Source organism: Tistrella arctica, assembly GCF_039630945.1.
GTDB lineage: Bacteria > Pseudomonadota > Alphaproteobacteria > Tistrellales > Tistrellaceae > Tistrella > Tistrella bauzanensis.
The window spans coordinates 58405-78820 of sequence record NZ_JBBKTV010000011.1; the positions used below are offsets into that span (position 1 = coordinate 58405).

At 64.0% G+C, this 20416-nt stretch carries 30 protein-coding genes; 25 read left to right on the forward strand and 5 right to left on the reverse strand.

Features of this window, described 5'->3' with window-relative positions; translation table 11 throughout:
• Positions 1 to 14: 14 nt before the first annotated feature.
• Positions 15 to 422 (reverse strand): LysR substrate-binding domain-containing protein, encoded by a 408-nt coding sequence (locus tag WG924_RS22505; RefSeq protein ID WP_345935295.1) that lies wholly within the window; start codon positions 420 to 422, stop codon positions 15 to 17.
• Positions 423 to 950: 528 nt separating this feature from the next.
• On the reverse strand, positions 951 to 1181 hold the full coding sequence (locus tag WG924_RS22510; protein WP_345935296.1) for a helix-turn-helix domain-containing protein: 231 nt from the start codon (positions 1179 to 1181) through the stop codon (positions 951 to 953).
• A gap of 173 nt (positions 1182 to 1354) precedes the next feature.
• On the opposite strand from WG924_RS22510, the gene WG924_RS22515 reads away from it, so the two are divergent.
• Positions 1355 to 1573, forward strand: coding sequence for a hypothetical protein (locus WG924_RS22515; protein WP_345935297.1), 219 nt, complete (start codon positions 1355 to 1357; stop codon positions 1571 to 1573).
• Between the two features lie 61 nt (positions 1574 to 1634).
• Here the strand turns inward: WG924_RS22515 and WG924_RS22520 are convergent, their stop codons facing one another.
• The 3 genes from WG924_RS22520 to WG924_RS22530 all read right to left on the reverse strand — a co-directional run bounded on the left by WG924_RS22520 (position 1635) and on the right by WG924_RS22530 (position 3746).
• Positions 1635 to 1898 (reverse strand): helix-turn-helix domain-containing protein, encoded by a 264-nt coding sequence (locus WG924_RS22520; protein ID WP_345935298.1) that lies wholly within the window; start codon positions 1896 to 1898, stop codon positions 1635 to 1637.
• Positions 1899 to 2162: 264 nt separating this feature from the next.
• On the reverse strand, positions 2163 to 2966 hold the full coding sequence (locus WG924_RS22525) for a DNA adenine methylase (RefSeq protein ID WP_345935299.1): 804 nt from the start codon (positions 2964 to 2966) through the stop codon (positions 2163 to 2165).
• 72 nt (positions 2967 to 3038) lie between these two features.
• Positions 3039 to 3746 carry a S24 family peptidase gene (locus tag WG924_RS22530; RefSeq protein WP_345935300.1) on the reverse strand — a complete coding sequence of 236 codons (708 nt, stop codon included), beginning with the start codon at positions 3744 to 3746 and terminating at the stop codon, positions 3039 to 3041.
• An 84-nt stretch (positions 3747 to 3830) separates the two neighbouring features.
• Between WG924_RS22530 and WG924_RS22535 the strand changes: the two genes are divergently transcribed.
• The 24 genes from WG924_RS22535 to WG924_RS22650 all read left to right on the forward strand — a co-directional run bounded on the left by WG924_RS22535 (position 3831) and on the right by WG924_RS22650 (position 20388).
• Positions 3831 to 4109 (forward strand): helix-turn-helix domain-containing protein, encoded by a 279-nt coding sequence (locus WG924_RS22535; protein ID WP_345935301.1) that lies wholly within the window; start codon positions 3831 to 3833, stop codon positions 4107 to 4109.
• Between the two features lie 65 nt (positions 4110 to 4174).
• The gene (locus WG924_RS22540) at positions 4175 to 5026 is read left to right on the forward strand and encodes a ParB/RepB/Spo0J family partition protein (protein WP_345935302.1); all 852 of its coding nucleotides are present in this window, start codon (positions 4175 to 4177) and stop codon (positions 5024 to 5026) included.
• Positions 5026 to 5997 (forward strand): phage Gp37/Gp68 family protein, encoded by a 972-nt coding sequence (locus tag WG924_RS22545; protein ID WP_345935303.1) that lies wholly within the window; start codon positions 5026 to 5028, stop codon positions 5995 to 5997. The genes WG924_RS22540 and WG924_RS22545 overlap by 1 nt, the downstream gene beginning before the upstream one ends.
• The gene (locus tag WG924_RS22550; RefSeq protein WP_345935304.1) at positions 5988 to 6206 is read left to right on the forward strand and encodes a hypothetical protein; all 219 of its coding nucleotides are present in this window, start codon (positions 5988 to 5990) and stop codon (positions 6204 to 6206) included. The genes WG924_RS22545 and WG924_RS22550 overlap by 10 nt, the downstream gene beginning before the upstream one ends.
• 3 nt (positions 6207 to 6209) lie before the next feature.
• The gene (locus tag WG924_RS22555; protein WP_345935305.1) at positions 6210 to 6434 is read left to right on the forward strand and encodes a hypothetical protein; all 225 of its coding nucleotides are present in this window, start codon (positions 6210 to 6212) and stop codon (positions 6432 to 6434) included.
• Positions 6427 to 6780: a hypothetical protein gene (locus WG924_RS22560; protein ID WP_345935306.1), complete on the forward strand. Its 354-nt coding sequence runs from the start codon at positions 6427 to 6429 to the stop codon at positions 6778 to 6780. Before WG924_RS22555 ends, WG924_RS22560 begins: the two co-directional genes overlap by 8 nt.
• An 8-nt stretch (positions 6781 to 6788) precedes the next feature.
• On the forward strand, positions 6789 to 9026 hold the full coding sequence (locus WG924_RS22565) for a Mu transposase C-terminal domain-containing protein (RefSeq protein ID WP_345935307.1): 2238 nt from the start codon (positions 6789 to 6791) through the stop codon (positions 9024 to 9026).
• A gap of 37 nt (positions 9027 to 9063) precedes the next feature.
• Entirely contained in the window at positions 9064 to 9840 is a 777-nt protein-coding gene (locus WG924_RS22570; RefSeq protein WP_345935308.1) for an AAA family ATPase, read from the forward strand.
• Positions 9840 to 10364, forward strand: coding sequence for a hypothetical protein (locus tag WG924_RS22575; RefSeq protein ID WP_345935309.1), 525 nt, complete (start codon positions 9840 to 9842; stop codon positions 10362 to 10364). Before WG924_RS22570 ends, WG924_RS22575 begins: the two co-directional genes overlap by 1 nt.
• Positions 10358 to 10927: a hypothetical protein gene (locus WG924_RS22580; protein WP_345935310.1), complete on the forward strand. Its 570-nt coding sequence runs from the start codon at positions 10358 to 10360 to the stop codon at positions 10925 to 10927. Before WG924_RS22575 ends, WG924_RS22580 begins: the two co-directional genes overlap by 7 nt.
• Entirely contained in the window at positions 10920 to 11111 is a 192-nt protein-coding gene (locus WG924_RS22585) for a hypothetical protein (RefSeq protein ID WP_345935311.1), read from the forward strand. The genes WG924_RS22580 and WG924_RS22585 overlap by 8 nt, the downstream gene beginning before the upstream one ends.
• A 43-nt stretch (positions 11112 to 11154) precedes the next feature.
• Complete coding sequence (locus WG924_RS22590; protein WP_345935312.1) at positions 11155 to 11343, forward strand: hypothetical protein; 189 nt, start codon at positions 11155 to 11157, stop codon at positions 11341 to 11343.
• Positions 11333 to 11737 (forward strand): hypothetical protein, encoded by a 405-nt coding sequence (locus WG924_RS22595; RefSeq protein WP_345935313.1) that lies wholly within the window; start codon positions 11333 to 11335, stop codon positions 11735 to 11737. The genes WG924_RS22590 and WG924_RS22595 overlap by 11 nt, the downstream gene beginning before the upstream one ends.
• A 5-nt stretch (positions 11738 to 11742) precedes the next feature.
• On the forward strand, positions 11743 to 12408 hold the full coding sequence (locus WG924_RS22600) for a DUF3164 family protein (protein ID WP_345935314.1): 666 nt from the start codon (positions 11743 to 11745) through the stop codon (positions 12406 to 12408).
• Between the two features lie 9 nt (positions 12409 to 12417).
• Positions 12418 to 12852 (forward strand): phage protein GemA/Gp16 family protein, encoded by a 435-nt coding sequence (locus WG924_RS22605; RefSeq protein WP_345935315.1) that lies wholly within the window; start codon positions 12418 to 12420, stop codon positions 12850 to 12852.
• Positions 12849 to 13256 carry a hypothetical protein gene (locus WG924_RS22610; protein ID WP_345935316.1) on the forward strand — a complete coding sequence of 136 codons (408 nt, stop codon included), beginning with the start codon at positions 12849 to 12851 and terminating at the stop codon, positions 13254 to 13256. Before WG924_RS22605 ends, WG924_RS22610 begins: the two co-directional genes overlap by 4 nt.
• A gap of 88 nt (positions 13257 to 13344) precedes the next feature.
• On the forward strand, positions 13345 to 13980 hold the full coding sequence (locus WG924_RS22615; protein WP_345935317.1) for an N-acetylmuramoyl-L-alanine amidase: 636 nt from the start codon (positions 13345 to 13347) through the stop codon (positions 13978 to 13980).
• 1 nt (position 13981) lies between these two features.
• Complete coding sequence (locus WG924_RS22620; RefSeq protein ID WP_345935318.1) at positions 13982 to 14278, forward strand: hypothetical protein; 297 nt, start codon at positions 13982 to 13984, stop codon at positions 14276 to 14278.
• A 56-nt stretch (positions 14279 to 14334) separates the two neighbouring features.
• Positions 14335 to 14583 carry a hemolysin XhlA family protein gene (locus tag WG924_RS22625; RefSeq protein ID WP_345935319.1) on the forward strand — a complete coding sequence of 83 codons (249 nt, stop codon included), beginning with the start codon at positions 14335 to 14337 and terminating at the stop codon, positions 14581 to 14583.
• Entirely contained in the window at positions 14570 to 15073 is a 504-nt protein-coding gene (locus tag WG924_RS22630; RefSeq protein WP_345935320.1) for a DUF1804 family protein, read from the forward strand. The genes WG924_RS22625 and WG924_RS22630 overlap by 14 nt, the downstream gene beginning before the upstream one ends.
• Positions 15070 to 16725, forward strand: coding sequence for a phage terminase large subunit (gene terL, locus WG924_RS22635; RefSeq protein ID WP_345935321.1), 1656 nt, complete (start codon positions 15070 to 15072; stop codon positions 16723 to 16725). The genes WG924_RS22630 and terL overlap by 4 nt, the downstream gene beginning before the upstream one ends.
• Positions 16722 to 18107, forward strand: coding sequence for a phage portal protein family protein (locus WG924_RS22640; RefSeq protein ID WP_345935322.1), 1386 nt, complete (start codon positions 16722 to 16724; stop codon positions 18105 to 18107). The genes terL and WG924_RS22640 overlap by 4 nt, the downstream gene beginning before the upstream one ends.
• A 59-nt stretch (positions 18108 to 18166) precedes the next feature.
• Positions 18167 to 19708, forward strand: a complete 1542-nt coding sequence (locus WG924_RS22645; RefSeq protein ID WP_345935323.1) for a PBECR2 nuclease fold domain-containing protein — start codon at positions 18167 to 18169, stop codon at positions 19706 to 19708.
• Between the two features lie 92 nt (positions 19709 to 19800).
• Complete coding sequence (locus WG924_RS22650) at positions 19801 to 20388, forward strand: phage virion morphogenesis protein (protein ID WP_345935324.1); 588 nt, start codon at positions 19801 to 19803, stop codon at positions 20386 to 20388.
• Positions 20389 to 20416: the final 28 nt, after the last annotated feature.

Consider the following 20416-nt stretch of genomic DNA (forward strand, 5'->3'; position numbering starts at 1 on the left):
GGCGCAGATCCCGATCAGGCCAGCATGTCCTGGATCAGACCGCGCAGCCACAGCGTCGCCGGGTCGCTGTCGAGCCGCAGCGGCCAGACCATCCGCACCGGCGGGAAGTGCAGATCGAGCGGCACCGGGCTGACGACCAGCCCCAGCCCGGGCGCGTATTTCCGCGCGACCCGGCTGGAGATGGTGGCGATCACCGGGGCCTCGGCCGCGGTCGCCAGCACGGTGAGGAAGTCGGGCGCCGCGGTGACCACGTCGAGATCGGCATCGATGCGCTCCAGCGCCTCGTGCACGCAGCCGCGCAGATCGTCGCTCTGCGACACCACGGCATGGCGGGCGGCGAGATAATCGGCGGTCGACACCGGCACCGGCAGGGGCAGCAGCGCCGGATTGAAGCAGCAGGATACCGCGCCCGGAAACAGCACCGCCTGTAGGGGGGGATTACCTTCTGGACTCGGGGATGTGGGCGCTCGCGTGGCCTTAGGCTCTTGAAAAGAGGCGGAAAAATGCCCCTGTAACGGGCTGGGGCGATGCGCGGGCCGTGCAAAGTGGGGCCTAAATCCGGGCCTGGGCATGGCGGCTGGGTATCATCTGATTGCAAATGGGCCTCAATCGGCCTGCATTGGCTATCAGCCCACGATCATTCAGAAAACCGCGCCTGGGACCGCTGACGCGAGGGCCTCGACAGTGGCGGTGATGAAGCGTGGTCGAGGCCGAACTCCGAAATCGGTTCGGAGTTCGGAGTTCGGCGATTTTCGATCGGAAATATATTAAAAATCAGTCGGTTATATTAATTTCACCGGTCCCGGCAGCGGTTCTGGAACTCCGAATCGCGTATCGTAAAAATTCGGGCTGAGAACCGCTTCTCAGCCCGAATTTTTAACGGTCTATCACCGCCCACGGCGCGAGCCGGTCGTCGGTGAGCATGGTGATATGCGTCAGACAGGCGGCGGTCATGACCGGTGTTCCTTTGTGCGTACCGCCTCGACAACAGCGGTCACTTCAGCCAATCGGCGCTCTGCGACCTCGGCCAAGGCGCGCTCGACCTGCGCCGAAACGGTCGCCTCTCCTGTCACGATGCGGGTGACCGTGCGCCGGCTCACGCCCGACGCCTCGACGAATGCCGTCTGCCATGCGGTGCCGAAAAGCACGCGGGCATACGCGACGAAGTCCTCATTTGTCATCGGCTATCCTCGCCGCCGAGAAGTCGCTTCCGGCGAATGCCCGGCTGCACTCGTCACGATGGTCATGTGTTGCCTCCATTTTCTATTTATGGCGCATTTTTGCGCCATAAATAGCTGTACGTCAACGACGAAATGGCGCATATTTGAGCCATAGAAAGACAGCGAGGTACGCCATGAAGATCATGATCACAACGAGAAATGGAACGAAGGTCGATTACGCCCATGTGCTTAAGCACATGGACAACAGCCTACGTGAGAAACTTCACAAGGCAATCATACCGATTGGTCAATATACCCATCAAGATTTCTACAACTGTTATATCGGCATGCATCGAACGGTGCATGGAACAGAATTTGAGATCGAGACCCTGACGGCTCCACCCGCACCCTGAACGACCAACGGCCCCGCTCACACGGGGCCGTTTTCGTTTCTGACGCCTCGCATCCCGAGTGTCAGTTGTCGCCGCGGATCAGCGCGGCGAGGTCCAGGGCCTCGCGCCGCACTGATGGCGCGGCGCGCATCGGGTCGCGGTGTTCCGCGGCCGCGGCGAGCGACAGGCGTTCGAGCGCCAGAACATGCCAGCGCCGGACGGCGCTCGCCCCTGCCTCGATGTCGACGATGGTGCGGCGGCCCATGCCTAGGGCGTCGGCCAGCTGCGCCTGTGTCAGCCCCAGGGTCTTGCGGGCGGCCGTGAAGTCCGAAGCGGTCATGGTCATCTTGAAGCTGCCCCCGGATCGTGGGATTATGCCGGGAGGCGCCGCCGAGCTGGTACCTCGGCGGCGCCCCTCCGGGGCTTACCGGCTGATGGAGATCTTGATCTTGATCATCCATCCGCCGACCCGGACCTTGAGGCGGAGCATGAAGCTCATGGTGTCCCTCTTGGTCCTGAGTGTCAGGCACCATTACCTGACCACTTCATAATGCGCAAATCCCGCACTTTTTTCAACAGAAAAGTGCGGGATTTGCGTTTTATCTGCAAATTATCGGGTGATGATCAGTTCTCCACGCTGTCCGCCCGCCTCGCTGATCCGGCTGACCGTATAGGTCGTGCTGACGGGGATGACGTCGAAGGCCGCGAAGATCTGACGGACCTCGGGGCGGTCGTTGATCGACAACACGAAGCGTCCCTGGATGCCGGCAAGGACATCGGCGAGGCGCTGGAAGTCGGCGCGGGCGAACATCTGACGGCCGTAATAATCCTCGCAGCCCCAGTACGGCGGGTCGACATAGAACAGCGTGCCGGGCGCGTCATAGCGGGGGATGAAGTCGCTCCAGTCCAGGCACTCGATCACCACACCGGCCAGCCGGCTGTGCAGATCCTCAAGCATCGGCTCCAAAGTCGTCAAATTGAAGCGGCTCGGCTTGTCTTTGCTGACGCCGAAGGTCCGGCCATTGACCTTGCCGCTGAACGCGGTGCGCTGGAGATAGAGGAAGCGGGCGGCGCGCTCCAGGTCCGTCAGGGTGTCGGGATCGACGGCCACCAGGCGCTGAAACTCCGCGCGGGTGGTGAGCTGGAAGCGCAGCACGTCAAGGAACTGGATGTAGTGCCGCTGCAAGATCCTGAACAGGGTCGCGACGTCGCGCGAGCGGTCGTTGATCACCTCGGCGCGCGGCCGGCTTGACCGCCGCAAGAACACCCCGCCCATGCCGATGAACGGCTCGGCATAGGTGGTATGCGGGATCGCCTCCAGCATGAGGCAGATGCGTTTGGCGAGATTCCGTTTGCCGCCCACCCATGGCGCTATGGGTGGGACTGGGTCTACCGGGGAGAGTGGCGTGATCATTGTTGTCCTCATGGTTAAAATGAGAACCTAACATGAACATCGGCGCCAAAGGTATCGTCAGGAACGCCCGGGTTACGGCACCCGACAGAAATACACCACGCGGCCGACCACGCGCAGATGCTCAAGGTCTGCCGGCCGAAGTGCCTCAACGGGATAGATTGGATTGTCAGACACGAGTTCGACGAAGCTGTCCAGGCGACGTCGCAGCCGTTTGACAAGCAGATCCCCGCCGAGATTGACGACATAGATGCACCCGTGAACCAGCTCGATCTGGCTGTGGTCGATCACCAGGATCGATCCGTCCGGGATGGTGGGAACCATGCTGTCTCCGCGCGCCCAGATCACGGAGCAGTGATCCGGGGCGGCGCCAAGGTCGCGAAGAAAGCCGCGCTCGAAAGCGATGATGTCTGTCACCAGTTCGCTTGTCACATTGATGCCCGCGCCGGCCGATGCCTGCACGTCATAACGCGGCAATCGGACGAAATCTGGTCCCGCCTCAACAGTTCGGTGTAGTGCGAGTGCTCGGGATCCGAACGCTATCTCGTCCAGCGTGACACCCGCTGCGCTGGCGATTTTTGCAGCATTCGCAAATGACGCAGTAGAAGACTGTGCCACGTATTTGCTCAGTGTTCCGAGCGGTATACCGGTCTTGTCCACCATGGCACTGACGCCACCGCCCACGGCTATTGCATCCGCCACGCGTGACCGCAGCGCCTGCTCTGAACCCATATTTGGATGCATCATGGGCTTAACGTCCTTATTTGGGTTGATGTCATCCATATTTGGATGTACTTTCAAAACAGCGTCGCGCGATGGCGTTCCGCGAACGCGTACAGCGCAAAACAGGATGACTGAGGTGTGCCCATGGCGGCGAAGTCCTGGTCGAAGGAAGAGATCAAGTGCGCCATCCACAAGAAAGGGATGACGCTTTCCGGCTTGGGCGAACTCCATGGCGTCCATCCGGGCAACATGCGTGCCGTCTGGTCCAGGCCGGTTCGCGCGGCCGAGAAGGCCATCGCAGAGTTCCTCAACGTCCCCGTTAAGGATTTGTGGCCGGACCGGTATCCGATCCGGAAGGCGAGCATTCTTTCTAACGAAAATGCACAGCTGATCGCGAGTCGAAAAGCAGCGCGTGCTGACTGATCGCAGCGGTAGCGCCAGCGCCAGTTGTGGCGCGTCAGGATAGGCACTGACTTATGGATGCACTCATGACCACCCCGACCATCATCGACATCTGCCTAACCGACATCGATGTGCCCGCCGATCGGGCGCGCGATTTCTCGGAGGCGGGTGCCGAGGCTCTCGCGCACATCATCGCGGCTCAAGGGTTGCAGCACCCGATCCGCGTTCGGGCTTCGGGCGATCGCTACACGCTGATTGCGGGTCTTCATCGTCTGCGCGCCTTCGAGCGCCTGGGGCAGGAGACCATCCCCGCGATCCTGTCCGGGGCCGGAACTGAAGATGAAGCACGGCTTGAAGAAGTCCTCGAGAACCTGGGGCGGAATGAGCTGGCGGCGCTCGATCGGTGTCATCACCTCTACGAACTGAAACAGGTCTACGAGCGGATGTATCCGCAGTCGGGGCACGGCGGCGATCGCAAGAGCATCAAGAGGCAAACTTTGCATCTTGATCCGCAGGCCGGATCGTCCGCGGAAATCTTCGGGTTTGCGCGGGCCACGGCCGAGAAAATTGGCCTGTCTGAACGGGCGATCAAGCTGGCAGTGACGATCTGGACCCGGCTGTCGGCCCGGTCGCGGCTCAAGCTGGCCGGCACGCATCTCGCGGAAAAACAGACGGAGTTGCAGAAGCTCTCCGAACAGACGGCAACGGTGCAGGACAAGATCCTGAACCTCGTCCTGAGCGACGAGCATCCGGACATCCAGAACGTTGCCGCCGCCCTTGCCCACCTTGAGGGCGGGGTGACGCCCACGCGGATTGAGAAGGACTTTGTCCGGCTGCGGGATAGCTTCGTGAAACTCCCGGATACGACCCTGGACCGGCTGATCATTGAGGTCGAGGACCGCGTGATCGCATCGCTCAAGCGGCGGGGGCGGATCTGATGGCCGACAAAACCTTGATCGAATGGGCCGACGCGACAGCCAACGCCATCAACGGCTGCTCGGTTATCTCGCCGGGCTGCAAGAACTGCTATGCGATGCGGCTGGCAGGGACGCGGCTCCGCGATCACCCATCCCGCGCCGGCCTGACGGTCGACAGCGTGTCGGGGCCGGTCTGGACCGGCGAGATTTCGTGGCGGAAGGACGTTCTGCTCCAGGTCATCGGCTGGAAACGGCCGAGGCGCGTCTTCTGGAACGCGCACGGCGACATGTTCCACGACAACGTCGATCCCGAGATGGTGTGGAACGTGTTCGGGGCCTGCGCACTGTCGCCACAGCACACGCACATCATCCTGACTAAGCGCCCCGAGCGCATGGCGATGATGATGGGAAACCGCGGCTCCACCATTGCCGTCCGTGAAAAAGGGGGCAACCGGCCGGTTATCGAGCGTCCCTGGCCACTGCCGAATGTCTGGATCGGGGTTTCGGTTGAGGATCAGCGCCGCGCCGACGAACGGGTGCCGGTGTTGATAGAGACCCCGGCAGCCTATCGTTTCGTGAGCGCGGAGCCGCTGTTGGCTGCCTTGAACCTCGAAAAGTGGCTGCGCCGCTGCCGTGCGGGTCGCGATGGCGACTGCATCGACGCACGGTGCCCTCAGACGAGGGATGACGAACCTCACAAGACCGGTCGCCACTGCCCCATCGACACGGCGAGCTATGACGACCGGCCATCACTGCCGCTGCTAGATCTGGTGATCGCCGGCGGCGAGAGCGGTCCGAGCTCCCGGTCCATGCCGATCGAGGCGATACGCAGTCTGCGTGATCAGTGTCAGGCCGCAGGCGTGCCGTTCCATTTCAAGCAGTGGGGTGATTGGGCGCCGAACGAGAACGGCGTCATGGTCAAGGTCGGGAAGAAGGTGGCCGGCCGCGTGCTGGACGGCCGCACCTGGGATGAGGTGCCGTCATGCCTCTGAGCAATGAAATCCGCAGCGTCGTCGCCGAGCTGGACGCGGCCGCGGCCGGCCATCCCCGGGGTGTCATCCCCGGGTACCGCTGGGAAGGCGCGGCGGCCGTGCTGTTGGCGATCGCCACCAACCTCCGCGAGCAGGAACTAGCGGAGGAGGTTCGGGAGCCGGCGCCGACGCAGCAGACATCCAATGTCATCCCGCTGGTGAGGTTCTGACCGATGGCCGATCACCAGCCCACTGACCGCCTGACCGACATCGAACGCCGCCTCGCGGCTCTCGAAGCCGTCAGCGCCCCGCCGGCGCTGTCACAGGTCGACATCGTGATGGCGGCCGAGAGGCGGGTGGTGGAGCTGGTCGTGGCGCAGGTGGGGCGCGCGTGGATGCCGCCGGTGCTGCGGGCGGCCGTGGAATTACTGGAAAATCTGAGAGGCACCCATGAGTGACAGTCCGGACGACGACTATCAGTGGCTGCAATCTGAGTTCACCACGGCCTTGCAGGTGGCCCGTGCCAATGATGCCAGCTTGATCATTGCCGTCATTGGCACCGCAGGGCGTCACCACGTCCGGTCGCGTGCCACATCGGACGGGATGATGCGATGTGCACGTGAAGTGGCGTTGAGCGCCGCAGAGCACTTCGAAGCCGACCCGGCCTATGCCGGGGTCGCCGACGAATTGCGGGAAGCGGATGCGGCCTTGACCCGTGCCATTGCGCTGCTCGCAGCCGTCGACCGGCTGCGGGATGCCAAGGCGGACATGACGGACGATAACCGTCCGGCCATGGTGCACTAAAGGAAACCATGGCCATGCAGGAATGGTGGTCCGCGAAAGAGCTGGCAACGCTGGCGAAGGACCGGGGGATCAACGCCTTCCCCGGGTCCGAGCGCGGTGTCCAGCTGCATGCGAGCCGCGAGGGTTGGGCGGAGCTTGGCCCAAGCCGCTGCCGGCGCCGCGCCGGGCGTGGTGGCGGGCTCGAATATCACTACCTGCTGCTGCCGGACCCGATGCGTGCCGCGATCGAGCTGCGGGACACCCGGGCGCAGTTGGCCGTGCGCCACGAGGCCGAGGTGGCGCGAGATGATCGGCGGGTGGCGGCACTGCGGGCCTCGGCCCTGCCGGCCCGGGAGCGGGCGGTGATGGAGGCGCGGGCCGAGGTGCTGCGGTCGATCGAGGGCTATGCGATCGCCCAGGGGCAGACGCGGGCCTGGGCGATCGCGCAGTTTCTGGAGGCGGTGGCAGATGCCCTGCTGCGTCAGGATCTTGAGAGCCGGCGGGATGACGGCCTGCCGTTGACTGAGCGCGAGGTGACGAGCCTGGGCCGGCCGCTGGTGTTGACGGCGGTGGACGGCTTCGACCTGTCCGTCCGGCGCTTGATCGATGCCAATGACCGCCGGGGCACGGCGTCGATTTCGCGGGCCACGCTCTATACCTGGTTCAAGGACCGGGACGAGGGAGGTGTGCCGGCCTTGGCGCCGGCGACGACGAAGAAGGCGCAGCCGGTTCCGGCGTGCTTCGCGACCTTCCTCAAGTTCTACGCGATGCCGAACAAGCCGACGGTCAGCGACGCCTTGGATCAGTACAAGGCCGCTCATCCAGAGCCGGAGATGCAGCTCACCATCGATCAAGTGCGCTACATCCTGCGCACAAGAATGAACAACATCGAACGCCATGTGGGTCGAGAAGGGCTGCTGACGCTACGGGCGCGTCTGCCCTATGTGACGCGGACAACCGAGGACATGTGGCCAACGACCGTCTATACGGCGGATGGCAAGACTTTCGGTGCCGAGGTTCTGGATCCGGTCTCGAACCGTCCGATCCGGCCCGAAATTACGACCGTGCTTGATGTCGTGACGCGTAAGGGCGTCGGTATCGCAGTATCTCGCAAAGAGAACGTGATCGCGGTCACGGAGGCACTGAGAAAGGCCTGTGCCCAGTATGGAATACCGGCGATTTTTTACGCCGACCGGGGGCCGGGCTACAAGAACAAGACGTTCGATGCTGACGTTTCGGGCCTGATGGGCCGTCTCGGCATCACCAAAATGCATGCCAGAGCCTATAACTCGCAAGCGAAGGGCCTGATCGAACGCCCGAACAGCACGATCTGGGACGTTCTCGCCAAGCGCATGCCGTCCTATATCGGCGACGATGCCGACAAGGAGGCGAAGAAGAAGGCGCATCAGCAGTCGCGCCGTGATCTGCGCACGATCGGCAGCACAAGAACCATGCCGACCTGGGACGAATTCCTGAGCATCTGCGAGGCCTGGATCGAGCGCTACAATGACCAGCCCCATCGTGGACTGCCTCGCATCGAAGACCCGGAAACCGGCAAGCGCCGTCACATGTCCCCCAACGAGGCGTGGGAAGCGCATGCCCGCAATGGCTTCGAGCCGATCACGATCTCGGCTGATGAGGCCGATGACCTTTTCCGGCCGTACGAAGTCAAAACCGCTCTGCGCGGTTACGTCTCATGGAACAACAACAAGTATTTCGATCACGCATTGGCGCCGCTGCACGGCACGCGGGTCATGGTCGGCTACGACTATGCCCAGGCTGACCGGGTTTGGGTCCGCGAATACGACGTGGAGAGCGGGCAGCCGGGCCGGCTGATCTGTGTGGCGCGCTTCGAAGCCAATTCGGCGCGCTATGTCCCTCTCACCTATGAGAGGGCGGCGCTGGAGAAGCGCGCGAAGACCCGGATCGGCCGACTGGATAAGCATCGGGCCGCCGCGATCGCCGAACTGCGCGCGCCACTGCTGGAGGCGCCCGTGCAGGCGCCGATGCCGATCATCGAGAGCGTGCCAGCGGCTGAGCCTGTGCCAGTGACGTCGATCGCGCCGGCGGCGGCAGCCACCCGGCGACGGGTATTCGCATCTGACGAGGATTTGGCGGCCTGGGCACTGTTGCACCCGGGCGAGGTCACGGCCGGTCAGGCAAGGGTGTTGAGGCGATGCCTCATGACCGAGACGGGCCGAGATCTGCTGAGAGTGTCAGGCGTCGACACGGATGCGCTGCGAGACGTCCTCCGAGCCGTCGCCTGACACGTGTTCAGTGACCAACCGAACAAGGAGACGATAAATGAAATCCGGATATGTCGAAACTGAGAATTACAGGCGTTTCCTTGCCGCCCTGCACAGCCTGGATGAACGGGGCGCCGAAGAGAGCTGCATCGTCATCATCGACGGGCAGCCTGGGCTCGGAAAATCAACCATGCTCTCGCGCTGGGTGGTCCAGACCAGTTCCGTGTACATCCGCACCACTCAGGGGTGGGACTATTCGTGGATGATCAAGGATCTGCTGGCGGAGCTGGGGGTGGACCCGGAGCTGATCCGCACGACGCGAGGGCGGTTCCAGAGGCTGCTTCAGGAGCTTCAGATCCGCCAAGAGCGCGCGGCGCTGGCCGGGCGTCCGTTTGGCCTGGTCGTTGACGAGTGCGATCAGGTGGCGGGCCGCCGCGAGATTATCGAGGGGCTGCGCGACATCAGCGACCTGCTCTACCTGCCGACGATCCTGGTGGGCATGGGCACGCTGCGCGATTCACTGAGACGCTACCTCCAGGTCGGCAGCCGGGCCCCGAACCGGGTCACTTTCGCGCCCCTGGCGGTCGACGACGTCAAAAAGCTGATCGCCGGCAAGTGCCAGGTGCCTGTCGCAGATGATCTCTGCGAGTTCGTGTGGCGGGCCTCCCGAGGATATTCACGCGAGATCCTCGACGCGATCAGGTCGATTGAGACCTTCGGTGAGCGCCTTGTTGATGACCTGGGAGGCGGGGTGACACTGGCCGATATGGCCGGCCAGCCCCTCATGATCGACCGGGCGAGCGGTAGCTCGGTTTATGTCCCGCGAGGTGCGTGATGGAGGCGTCAACACACGTTCTCGACATGCTGCGGGACGGCCGGTACCACACGCTGGACGAGATCGCAGCCGGCGTTGGCGGCGAGCGCCTGCACGCCATGACCGTGGTCAAGCACTTATGCAGGGCGGGATATCTGGCCAGGGACGAGGCGGGATACCGCCTGACGACGGCTGGAGAACAGGCGTCCGACGCCGGTCCGGCACTCAAGCCCGGCCCGCGCGGACGGCGCGGCGAGGCGCTGTGCCATCGGCTGTGGCAGTCGATGCGCATCCGTAAGCGTTTCACCATCGACGGCCTGCTGGACGATGCCCTGCGGCCTTCCGACCACAAGCCGGCGCGGCTGGCCATGACCTACATCCGGCCGCTGGTGCGCGCAGGATATCTGGTCGAAATGCCACGCCCACCGACCGGCGGCGACCGGATTTGGCGCCTGATCCGGGACACCGGGCCATTGGCCCCGACGGTGCGCACCAAGGTGCGTATCGTGCATGACAACAACACCGGGGAGGATTTCCCGTGCTGACAAACATCAAAGACCGCATTGACGATCGGGTGGGCGCGCTGTGCCAGCGCGTCGCCGACCGTCTGCCGGCCCGGGTGATCCGCTGTGCGGACGGCCGTCCGTATCTCGTGCGGCACCTGATCTGCCGCCTGCCGGGCGGGCGGCGGCTGTATCTGCACAAGTTCGTGGGTTCAGACGATGCCAACGTCGTGCACGACCATCCGTGCCGGTTCGTCTCGCTGATCCTGGCGGGCTGCTATTCAGAGCAGCGGATGACGCACCTGCCCGATATCAACGGGCCGGTGCTCCGTGACCACTGCCATAGCCGCGGCAGCATCAATTGCATCCCGGCCGAGCGGTGGCACCGACTGGTGCTGGTGACGCCCAGCGTGTGGTCGCTGGTCTATCGCGGCCGGACGCGCCGGCAATGGAGCCTGCGTCGGATCATCTGGGCCAGCGCGGCCGAGGGTCGGTGGCCCTATCGCGACAGGCCGATGCCGCCGGCGACGGATGCGGATTGGGTGGGTGGGCCGGATGGCCGGATGGTCCGCCGGGACCTGGAAGGGGAGATGAGCAATGGCTGACTATAATGCGGCCTATGAGGCGTGGGTCGAGACGCTAGTGGTCGAGTCCACAGCCAAAGTGAAAATGCTCAAGGCGCGGCGGGTCGCGGCCCGTGCGGATGCAGCCTGGGACAAGGCCTGCAAGATTGAGCAGGCAGCCAGAGAACGCATGATTGCGGCGCGGGAGTCGACCAATGCCGGTTGACGCCCCGCTCATCACCACGCCGGATCCCGACCGGAGATTAACAATGGATGACGATCTTAAGAAGCTGCGCGAGGCGAGGGCCATGACTGCGCGCATGAAGTCCCGGATGCTCAAAGCGCAACAGGTCGCGGAATATAGCAAAAGGATGTTCTACAAGGCGCTGGATGAGGAGGATAAGACCTTCCACCGCGTGATAGATGCCAAGCTTAACGGGGGCCGCAATGCCGACTGAGCGGCCCCTGATCCCGGCCGACGAGCCGGAATGGATCGCGATCCTCAAGCAAGAGGTCGCGAAACCCGGGCGGACGATCACCTCGATTGCCGCCGAGATCGACATGTCACGGCCGGCGCTGTCGATGCTGCTCAGCGGGTCCTATCCCGCCAGGCTCGACAAGATCAGCCGGCGGTACAGCGGCACTGTTCTTGGCCTGTATCGCGGACAGGTCGCCTGCCCGCATCTGCGCCGGGGGATCACCCAGGCGGAGTGTCAGCGCCACGCCGGCGCGCCCATGAGCACCAGCAATCCCGACAAGCTCAGGCAGTGGCGCGCGTGTCAGCGCTGCCCGCTGTCGCCGTTCAACACCGCCGAGGAGGCCGCCGGCCTCCAGGCATCGACTGGAGCATGACGACGATGACCGAGACCAGGACCACCAGCTTCACGCCGGTCCCCGTACCTGACGGCCGGGTGACCTTCGAAGGCCGGGAATACCTCCGAGACGGAAAGGGCGGCATGCGGGCGATTGAGGTGATCCGGCCGCAGGATCTTCTGCAGGACCAGCTCGTGCGCAGCGAGTTCGGTTGGGCACTCGCCCTGGCCGAGCAGGTCAAAAGGTTCAAGGGCCACGCCTATGAGCAGCTCGGCGCATTTGACGCCCTGCTGGCCGAGAAATACGGGGTGGCAAAGGGAGGGACCAAGGGTAATCGCAGCTACGCGACCTATGATGGGCTGATGCAGATTGAGGTTCGGGTTCACGACCGGATCGTGTTCGGTCCCGAAATGCAGATTGCCAAGGCGCTCATGGACGAGTGCCTGAACGAGTGGGCAGCCGATACCAGGGCCGAGTTGCGGTCTTTGGTGACACGCGCTTTCGAGACCGACAAGGAGGGCTCGATCAACCGGAGCCATGTCTTCAGCCTGCTCCAGATCGAGAGTGATGATCCCCGGTTCCAGCGGGGTCAGCAGGCAATCCGGGACGCCATCCGCGTGGTGGGTGCCCGGCAGTACATCCGCTATCTGATGCGCGACAATGCAGATGCGCCATGGACGGCGGTCACCATAGACCTCGCTAAGGCGTGAGGTTGCGCCATGGACATCATCGCCGTGATCAACATAGCCAAGGCGCAGCTCGGCATAGAGGAGGCCGATTATCGGGCGATGCTCGTCCAGGTGACGGGCAAGACGTCGCTGCGGACGATGACGCCGGTCGAGCACAAGCTCGTATTCGACCGGATGAAGGCGCTCGGCTTCAGGCTGCGCGTCGGGAAGAAGAGGCTGCCGAAAGTGGCCAAACCGCAGGTGCGGCGGATCTATGCGCTGTGGTACTCGTGCCATCGGCTCGGTGTGATCGAGAGCCGTACCAACGAGGCCCTGCGCGCTTTCTGCAAACGGCTGATCGCGCGGGATCAGGACAGCGTCATTGTCGACCCTGACCTGCTCAGCACCACACAGGCCTCGACAGTTATCGAGGCCCTGAAGGCGATGGAAGCCCGCGGCCTCGCCGCCCAGAGGGCTGCCGGGTGACCCGCCGCCCGCCCGTCTCCCCCGAGAGCCTCCCCGCGTCGCTGGTCGACGTGGCGGAGGCTCTTGGTGTTGATGTGGCGCTGGCACTCATGGACCTCTATGGTGGTCAGGACATCCAGATCCCCCGCCGGCCGCGCGCCGACCACCCGGTGATCAAGGCGCTGGGTGCCGAAGTGGGGTATGCTCTGTGCCATTACCTCGGCGGCGGCCGCATTTATGTGCCGCACGGCCGTCAGCGTCGGTCAGCCCGCCGTGATGTTCTGACGCTTCAGGCGGCGGGTCGCACCCGTCGCGAAATTGCCATTCTTCTGGGATTTTCAGAGCGCCACATTCGGCGCATGGCCAATCAGGCCGCCAGCGCCGATCCGGCGCAGCTCCCGTTGTGGGGCACCGGCGAGGACTGATCTCCGCACCGGACGTCAGGTCCGGGGGATAAAAAGCCGCGCACAGGGCACCTTCAGATCGTGCTTATCACGATCGGATGCGCCCGTCATGTCTCAGCCCATCGCCCACATTCAGTCCGCGCTCCGCGACCTCGGCTACGATCCGGGGCCGGTCGACAACGTGTTCGGCCCGCGCACGGAGGCCGCCGCCGATGCGTGGCTGGACGCGCGCGGTGCGCCTGCGGTTGCCAGCGCTTCCCCGCCCACTGCCACGGCTCCTGGCCCGACGATCATCCAGGGTAATGGCCACGCCGTGCGGGAGATCATCATCCACTGCAGCGCCACGAGGCGCGACTGGATGGCGAACGCCTCCCCAGCCAAGAAAATGGCGGAGATCCGCCGCTGGCATGTCGAGGGCAACCGCTGGTCCGACATCGGCTATCACTGGGTAGTCGATCGAGACGGAACCCTCATGCGTGGCCGACCGGAGACTGTCGTCGGCGCACACACCGAGGGTCGCAACACCGGGTCGATTGGCATTTGCCTGATTGGCGGTTTCGGGTCCAGCGCCGACGACGGCTTTCGCACCCACTTCACGTTGGCGCAGGACACGACTTTGCGCCAACAGATCCAGGCGATCGGCATGCGCACGCCGATCGAGCGTGTGTCCGGCCACAATGAACATGCGGCCAAAGCCTGCCCGGGCTTCCGGGTGGGCCCCTGGTTGATGAAGAAAGGGGCCTGACATGGCCGAGACGAAGACCCCCTCACCGCTGCCGCCGCTGCCGGTGTGGCAGGCGCGGAGCACCTGGGCTCAGGCCCTGCTCGTGGCATCGGTCGTTGCAAATGCAGCCGGCATCGACCTGTTCGGCGCGCTGGCCGAGATCGGCCTGGGCACCAGCCCTGACCAGGTCGTCGAGACGGGTGTCACCATCTGGCAGACGGTGGCGCCGGTGGCATTTGGCCTGTGGGCATGGCTGGAGCGGAGGGCGCCGTCTTACCAGCTCGTCTGGCCGTGGACCTCGGATAGCGGTCACACCTGACCGTCAGCCATCTGGGCTTTCAGGCCCTCTCACCAGATGCCCGACGGAGAGGGCCCGTGACCGAGATCATCTCGCACACCATCACCCGCATGGACGAGGCGCATAAGCGCCTCGACGTGCATGAGCAGCGCATCGGACGGCTCGAAACCCATATGGCGGTCGAGACCGAACGGAGCCGCCATATCCAGGCCAGCCTGGATGATATCCGCTCGTCCATCAGCTGGGTGATCCGGCTCGTGCTCGGCGGCATCATCGCCGCCGCCATGGCCTTCGTGATCGGTGGAGGCCTCAATGGCGTCCACTGAGGAGAAGAAGCGCAAGGCGAGGGCCGACTACATCTATCGGCGGATGACGCTTAAGACGATCGCCCTGGCTCAGGGGGTGAGCGGGGCCACCCTCACCCGCTGGAAAAAGGCAGCAGCAGGCGCTGGCGATGACTGGGACAAGGCACGTGCCGCCTCCGTCATCGCCGGAGAGGGCATTGAAACCGTCGTCTCGAGCGTGGTGGAGGATTTCGTCCTTCAGGCGCAGGCGCTTCTGGAAGAAATCCGGGCCTCGCCCGAGATGCCCGTGAAAGAGAAGGTTGACCATCTGGTCGCCCTCGCCGACGCAATGACGAAGATGACGTCATCGGCGCGGAAATTGGCTCCGCGCATTTCCGAACTTGGGGTGGCTCAGGACGTTATGGGGCGCTTGCTCGATTTCGTGCGACGCTATTTCCCGCAACATGCCGCGGCGATCCTTGAGATCATCCAGCCGTTCGGCGAGCAGCTTTCGGGGATGTACGCCTCGTGAGCAAGCGGCCGCAGCTCAAAGCCCGACTGAGTCGGACCGCATTCCGCGACGCCATCGCGGACATGGCCGCCGAATTCGGCCAGTGGATTGAGCTGTCGGTTGACGCCTTCGATCCGGACCCTGCGGCCCGTCAGGCGCGGCTTGACCTGGTTGCAGATCCGGGCGACGGCTTCCGCTTTTTCATGGAGACCTATCTGCCGCACTATATTCGCGGCGAGGCCAGCCTGTTCCACGAGGCGATTTTCGCCCGGGTGCCGCAGATCATGGCCTCGGACAAGGGCGTCCGCGACATCTTCGTCGCGCCGCGCGGGTCGTCGAAATCCACCCATATCAGCCTCGGCATGGTGCTGTACCGCATCGTCATGCGGCACGCACGGTTCGTCGTCGAGGTCTGCGACGTCGCCGCGCAAGCGGCGCTGTTGATCGAGGCCATTAAGGCCGAGCTGACCAACAACCCGCGGCTTCGGTCGGATTTCCCGGATGCGTGCGGCAAGGGGCGGGTCTGGCGCGAAGGCCAGATTATTACCCGTACCAACGTAATGATCCTGGGCCTCGGCGCCGGCCAGAAGGTGCGCGGCTTGCGACACGGTCCATACCGACCCGACCTTCTGATCTTCGACGACCTGGAGAACGACGAAGCTGTCCGCGTGCCGGATCAGCGGGACAAATTGGAGCGCTGGATCTATCGAGCAGCACTCAAGCTCGGCCCAGCGGACGGATCAATGCACGTTGTGTGGGTCGGAACGATCCTGCATCACGACGCGGTGCTCGTCCGCGCGTGCAGGAAGAGCGGATGGCGGGTCACAAAATTTCAGGCGATCGTCAAGTTCCCCGATCGGATGGATCTGTGGGAACGTTTCGAGGAGGCCTACCACGCTGACGGTGAAGAGAGCGCACTGGATTACTACACGGCGAACAAGACTGAGATGGACCTCGGCGCAGTCGTGAACTGGCAGGCCGTGCAGCCGCTCGTGCAGCTGATGCTTGAGCGTGCGATCTCGCACGATGCCTTCATGACGGAATACCAGAACAGCCCGATCGCGGCCGGTAACCCGTTCGGCAAGATCTCGTTCTGGGTCGAGACGCGCCGGGATCTCGTCTATTTCGGGGCGATCGATCCGTCGCTCGGAAAGCGGAACAAGAGCCGTGACCCATCCGCCATCCTGATCGGTGGGATGGACCGGCTGACCGGCAAGATGGACGTGGTCGAGGCATCAATCCGCCGCCGTCTGCCGGACATGATCATCGCGGATACCATCGCGCTTCAGCGAGAGTATCGGTGTCTCTTGTGGTTCGTGGAAAGCATCCAGTTCCAGGAATTCCTGAGGACCACAATGATGCGGGATGCGGCCAAGCAAGGCGTCGGGATCTCGGCAGTGCCTGTGATGCCGACGGCAGACAAGACATTGCGGATCGAGCGCCTCCAGCCGCCGATCGCAGCCGGGCTGATCCGGCTGCACCCGACACAAACCACGCTGATCGAGCAGCTCCAGCAGTGGCCGGATGCCGACCATGACGATGGACCAGACTGTCTCGACATGCTCTGGCAACACGCCCTGCGCTATTCGGGCGGTGTCGGATCGATCACCGGGATGATGGTTGGGGGCGGTCGTGGCGCTGGCGGACGCCTATTCGGGGATTACAGATTATGAGCCGGAAACGTCAGCCCCGAGCCTCGTCCTTCGCAGCGACTGTGCCGGCGCCCGTCCCGGCCGGCGAGCGGCGCAACCTGCCGGCCAGTGCCCGGCATCTGATTGCCAATGCGCGGAATGACATCACGATCCCGTATTACTCGGGCGCGATGCGGCCGCAGGACGAGACATTGGCCGCACGTGGTGGCGGCAAGGGACTGAAGATCTATGAGGAAATCGAGCGCGATGGCCGAGCGTTCGCGGCCCTCGAAAAGCGCAAGAAGCACCTCATCGCCCGCGAATGGGAGGTACGAGCGGCGTCGACGTCGGCACGGGATGTCGCCGCGGCTGACCTGGTGCGGGAGATCCTGGGCGGCATGCCGTTCGATCGCCTGTGTGATGATCTTCTTGACGCCACATTGATGGGCTATGCCGTTTCTGAGATCGTTTGGGATCGACGCGATAGCCGCATTGTTCCGTCGGCTGTGGTCAAGCACGATCAACGGCGCTTTGTCTTTGACGCGGACTGGCGGCTGCGGATGCGGACGCCGGCCGCAATGAACGATGGTATAGAGCTGCCTGACAGGAAGTTCATCGTCCACCGCTTCGGGACCAAGGGTGGCGACCCATACGGCCGCGGATTGGGGACACGGCTGTTCTGGTACGTGCTGTTCAAGCGCGAGGGCGTCGCGTTCTGGCTGCACTTCCTGGATAAGTTTGCCGGCCCGACCTTGGTGGCGGGCGTGCCATACGGCACGCTATCCGAAGAACAGCGGCTGCTGATGCAGATGCTGGAAGAGGCTCGTACGTCGTCCGTTCTGACCGTCCCCATTGGGGTTGATGTCAAATTCCTGGAAGCCAGCCGGGGCGGATCTGTCAGCTATCGCGAATTTCTCGATTACTGGGATCGCGAGATCGCGATAACGGTTACCGGTGAAACCTTAACGACCGATATCGGCAATGTCGGATCGAAGGCGGCGGCGGACACCCATCACGAGATCCTGGAGCTGCTGGTTGATTCGGATGGCGATCTGCTGTCCATCACCATCGTCTCGACGATCATTCAGTGGATCATCGATTACAACCTGCCTGGGGCGTCACCGCCGACGGTCTACCGCGTGCGGCGGAAGAACGAGGCCGCAGAAGCGGATCTCCGGCGGAAGAAGGCCGAGGCGGCCCTGGCGGAGAACCAGACCCTCCGTGCCGTGATGCAGGTTTCCGCTCTGATCCCTGACGATGCGGCGGCGCGCGCCTATGTCGTCGCGACTGGTGTGGTCGACGACATGTCTGACGACGTGATCGATACGCTGGTCAGCATCCGTGCGCAGATTGCCGGGCTCAGCGGCAGCGGCAGCCGCACACCGGACCAGACGCCCGGGGAGACGCCGGTGGAGCTGCCATGATCGGGTGTCGGCACTGCGGCGCGGCATTCGCGGCGGGGTCCGATCACCCGGTAGCCCGAGTGACCGATCAGCTGATGGAGGCCACCCAGCCGCATATCCGCCGACGGCTCGCGGCGGCGCGGCGGATACTGGAAGCCGTCGACGGTTACGAAGCGGCCGGCCGCGGGCTGCTGGAGCTGGCAAGCCGCTGGACGCCGGATGCCCTGGCCGGGCTGCTGCGGCCGGCGATGGATGTCGCGGCCTATGAGGGCCGTGAGGCCGTATTCGTCGACTTTGACGATGAGGGGCTGTCGCTCGGCGAGGATGGATCTGCCGCCTTCGCCGAGCCTGAGATCCGGCGAGCGTTCACCGAACAGGTGGCCTTCCTTGCTCAAAAAAGGGTGTCGCCGACCCGGAGCTGGCGCGACGCGCTGCAGGGCGATCACGACAGGGCTTTCGTGGTCGCAGGGGCGACCGACGTCTCGATGCTGGAGGAGATCCACGCCGCCGTGATCGAGGCGGCGGAGACCTATGACTATTCCGCGTTCAAGTCGCGCTTGACCGAGGTCATCGAGCGCTACGACTGGCAGCACAGCGGCCAGAGAGAGCGCCGCATCCGGACGATCTACGAGACCAATATCCGCAGCGCGTACATGGCCGGCCGGCTCCGGCAGATGACCGATCCCGATGTCTTACGGCTGATGCCCTATTGGCAGTATCTGCACGCGGAGACCCGGGTGCCGGCGGACCCGCGGCCGCAGCATCTGGCCTGGGATGGCGTTACCCTGCTGTGGGATAATACATGGTGGATAACCCATTTCCCCCCGAACGGCTGGTTCTGTTCGTGCGGCATTCGAGCCCTGTCCGAACGCCGAGCGAAGAAGCAGCCGCGCTGGGGCGAGGATGCACCCGCGGACGTCATGCGCAAGGTCTGGGATCCGGCGCGGGGCGCCGAGATCGAGGTGCCGCAAGGCGTCGACGTCGGCTGGGACTATCAGCCCGGCGCGCTCTGGAGCAAGGGCCTGACGCCGTCCGCGCTGATCGACCCGGCGGATGGCATGCTGGAGGTCACCGGCCGTCATGTGGTGGAGGTTGATACGCCGGCGCCACTGGACGATCTGCTGGCGGCGAGCAAGCCGTTCACTGCCGATGCACTCGGCGACGATCTGGACCCCGAAGACTATGTCCGCGGGTTCCTTGCGCCCTTCGGGGCGGATATAGGTGCACCCGCGCTCTGGGAGGACCAGACGGGCGAGAAGTTGCCGATTTCGGAAGAGTTCTTCCAAACAAGAACCGGGGAATGGAAGATCGGGAACCGTGACCGGGCGACCATGACGCCGCTGCTGGCTGAGACGCTCCTAGATCCCGACGAGATCTGGCTGGGCGTCGCGGCCAAGATAAATCCGGCCAATCCGACACATGTCGATCTCGTCATGGATCGGCGCTATGTCCGGACGGATGGCAAGCGCGGCCTGATCGTCGTGATGGAGGTCGGTCGCCGGTGGTGGCAGGCCGTCACCGCATTTCCGACGGTCGGCAAAAAGGGCCGACCGGACCTGCGGGCGCTGAACAAGCGCCGTGGCGGGAAATTGCTGTGGAAAAGAAATGACCGGTCGGGGTGATCCGACCGGTCTGCCGATGGCCTACCAGGACCCATCACCAGTCTCGTCCTCTCGGCACCTGATATGTAGCCTCTGACCGCGGAGATTTCCAGATGACCGGGCACGGCACTGTGTTTTCAGTCGATGTAGACGACCGCGAGGCCCAGGCCTATCTCCGTGAGATGATGCGACGTATGGATCATCGGCGCGGGTTTTATGAGGGCGTGCGCGAGACCCTTCACGTACGCACCCAGGACAGCTTCCGGGCCGAGACCGCCCCGGACGGCACGCCCTGGGCGCCCCTGAAGCCTGCGACAATCCGTGCGAGGGAGCGGCAGGGGCATACGCCGATCACGATCCTCCGCCGCAATAAGAGTACTGCGAGCCTTGCCGGCTCAATCAACTTCGACGCCACCGACGACCGCGTCAGCGGCCATACGACGACGGTCTATGGCGGTGTCCATCAGACCGGCGCCACCATTCAGATCCCGGCTCGGTCAGGAAAGGTTTACAGCCACTATGACCCCGCGAAGTCCGAGCAGGACTGGCGCTTCACGACGAAGAAAAAAGCGACGCTGGAAAGGGACGTGCAGATCCCGGCCCATGCTATTACGATCCCGGCCCGGCCGTACCTCGGTGTGTCGAAGGCCGATGAAGACTATATCGTCGACCTCGCGACAGATTGGATCGGCTTGGAGTGACCGCTCAGGCGCCCGGTGGGGTGCCGAC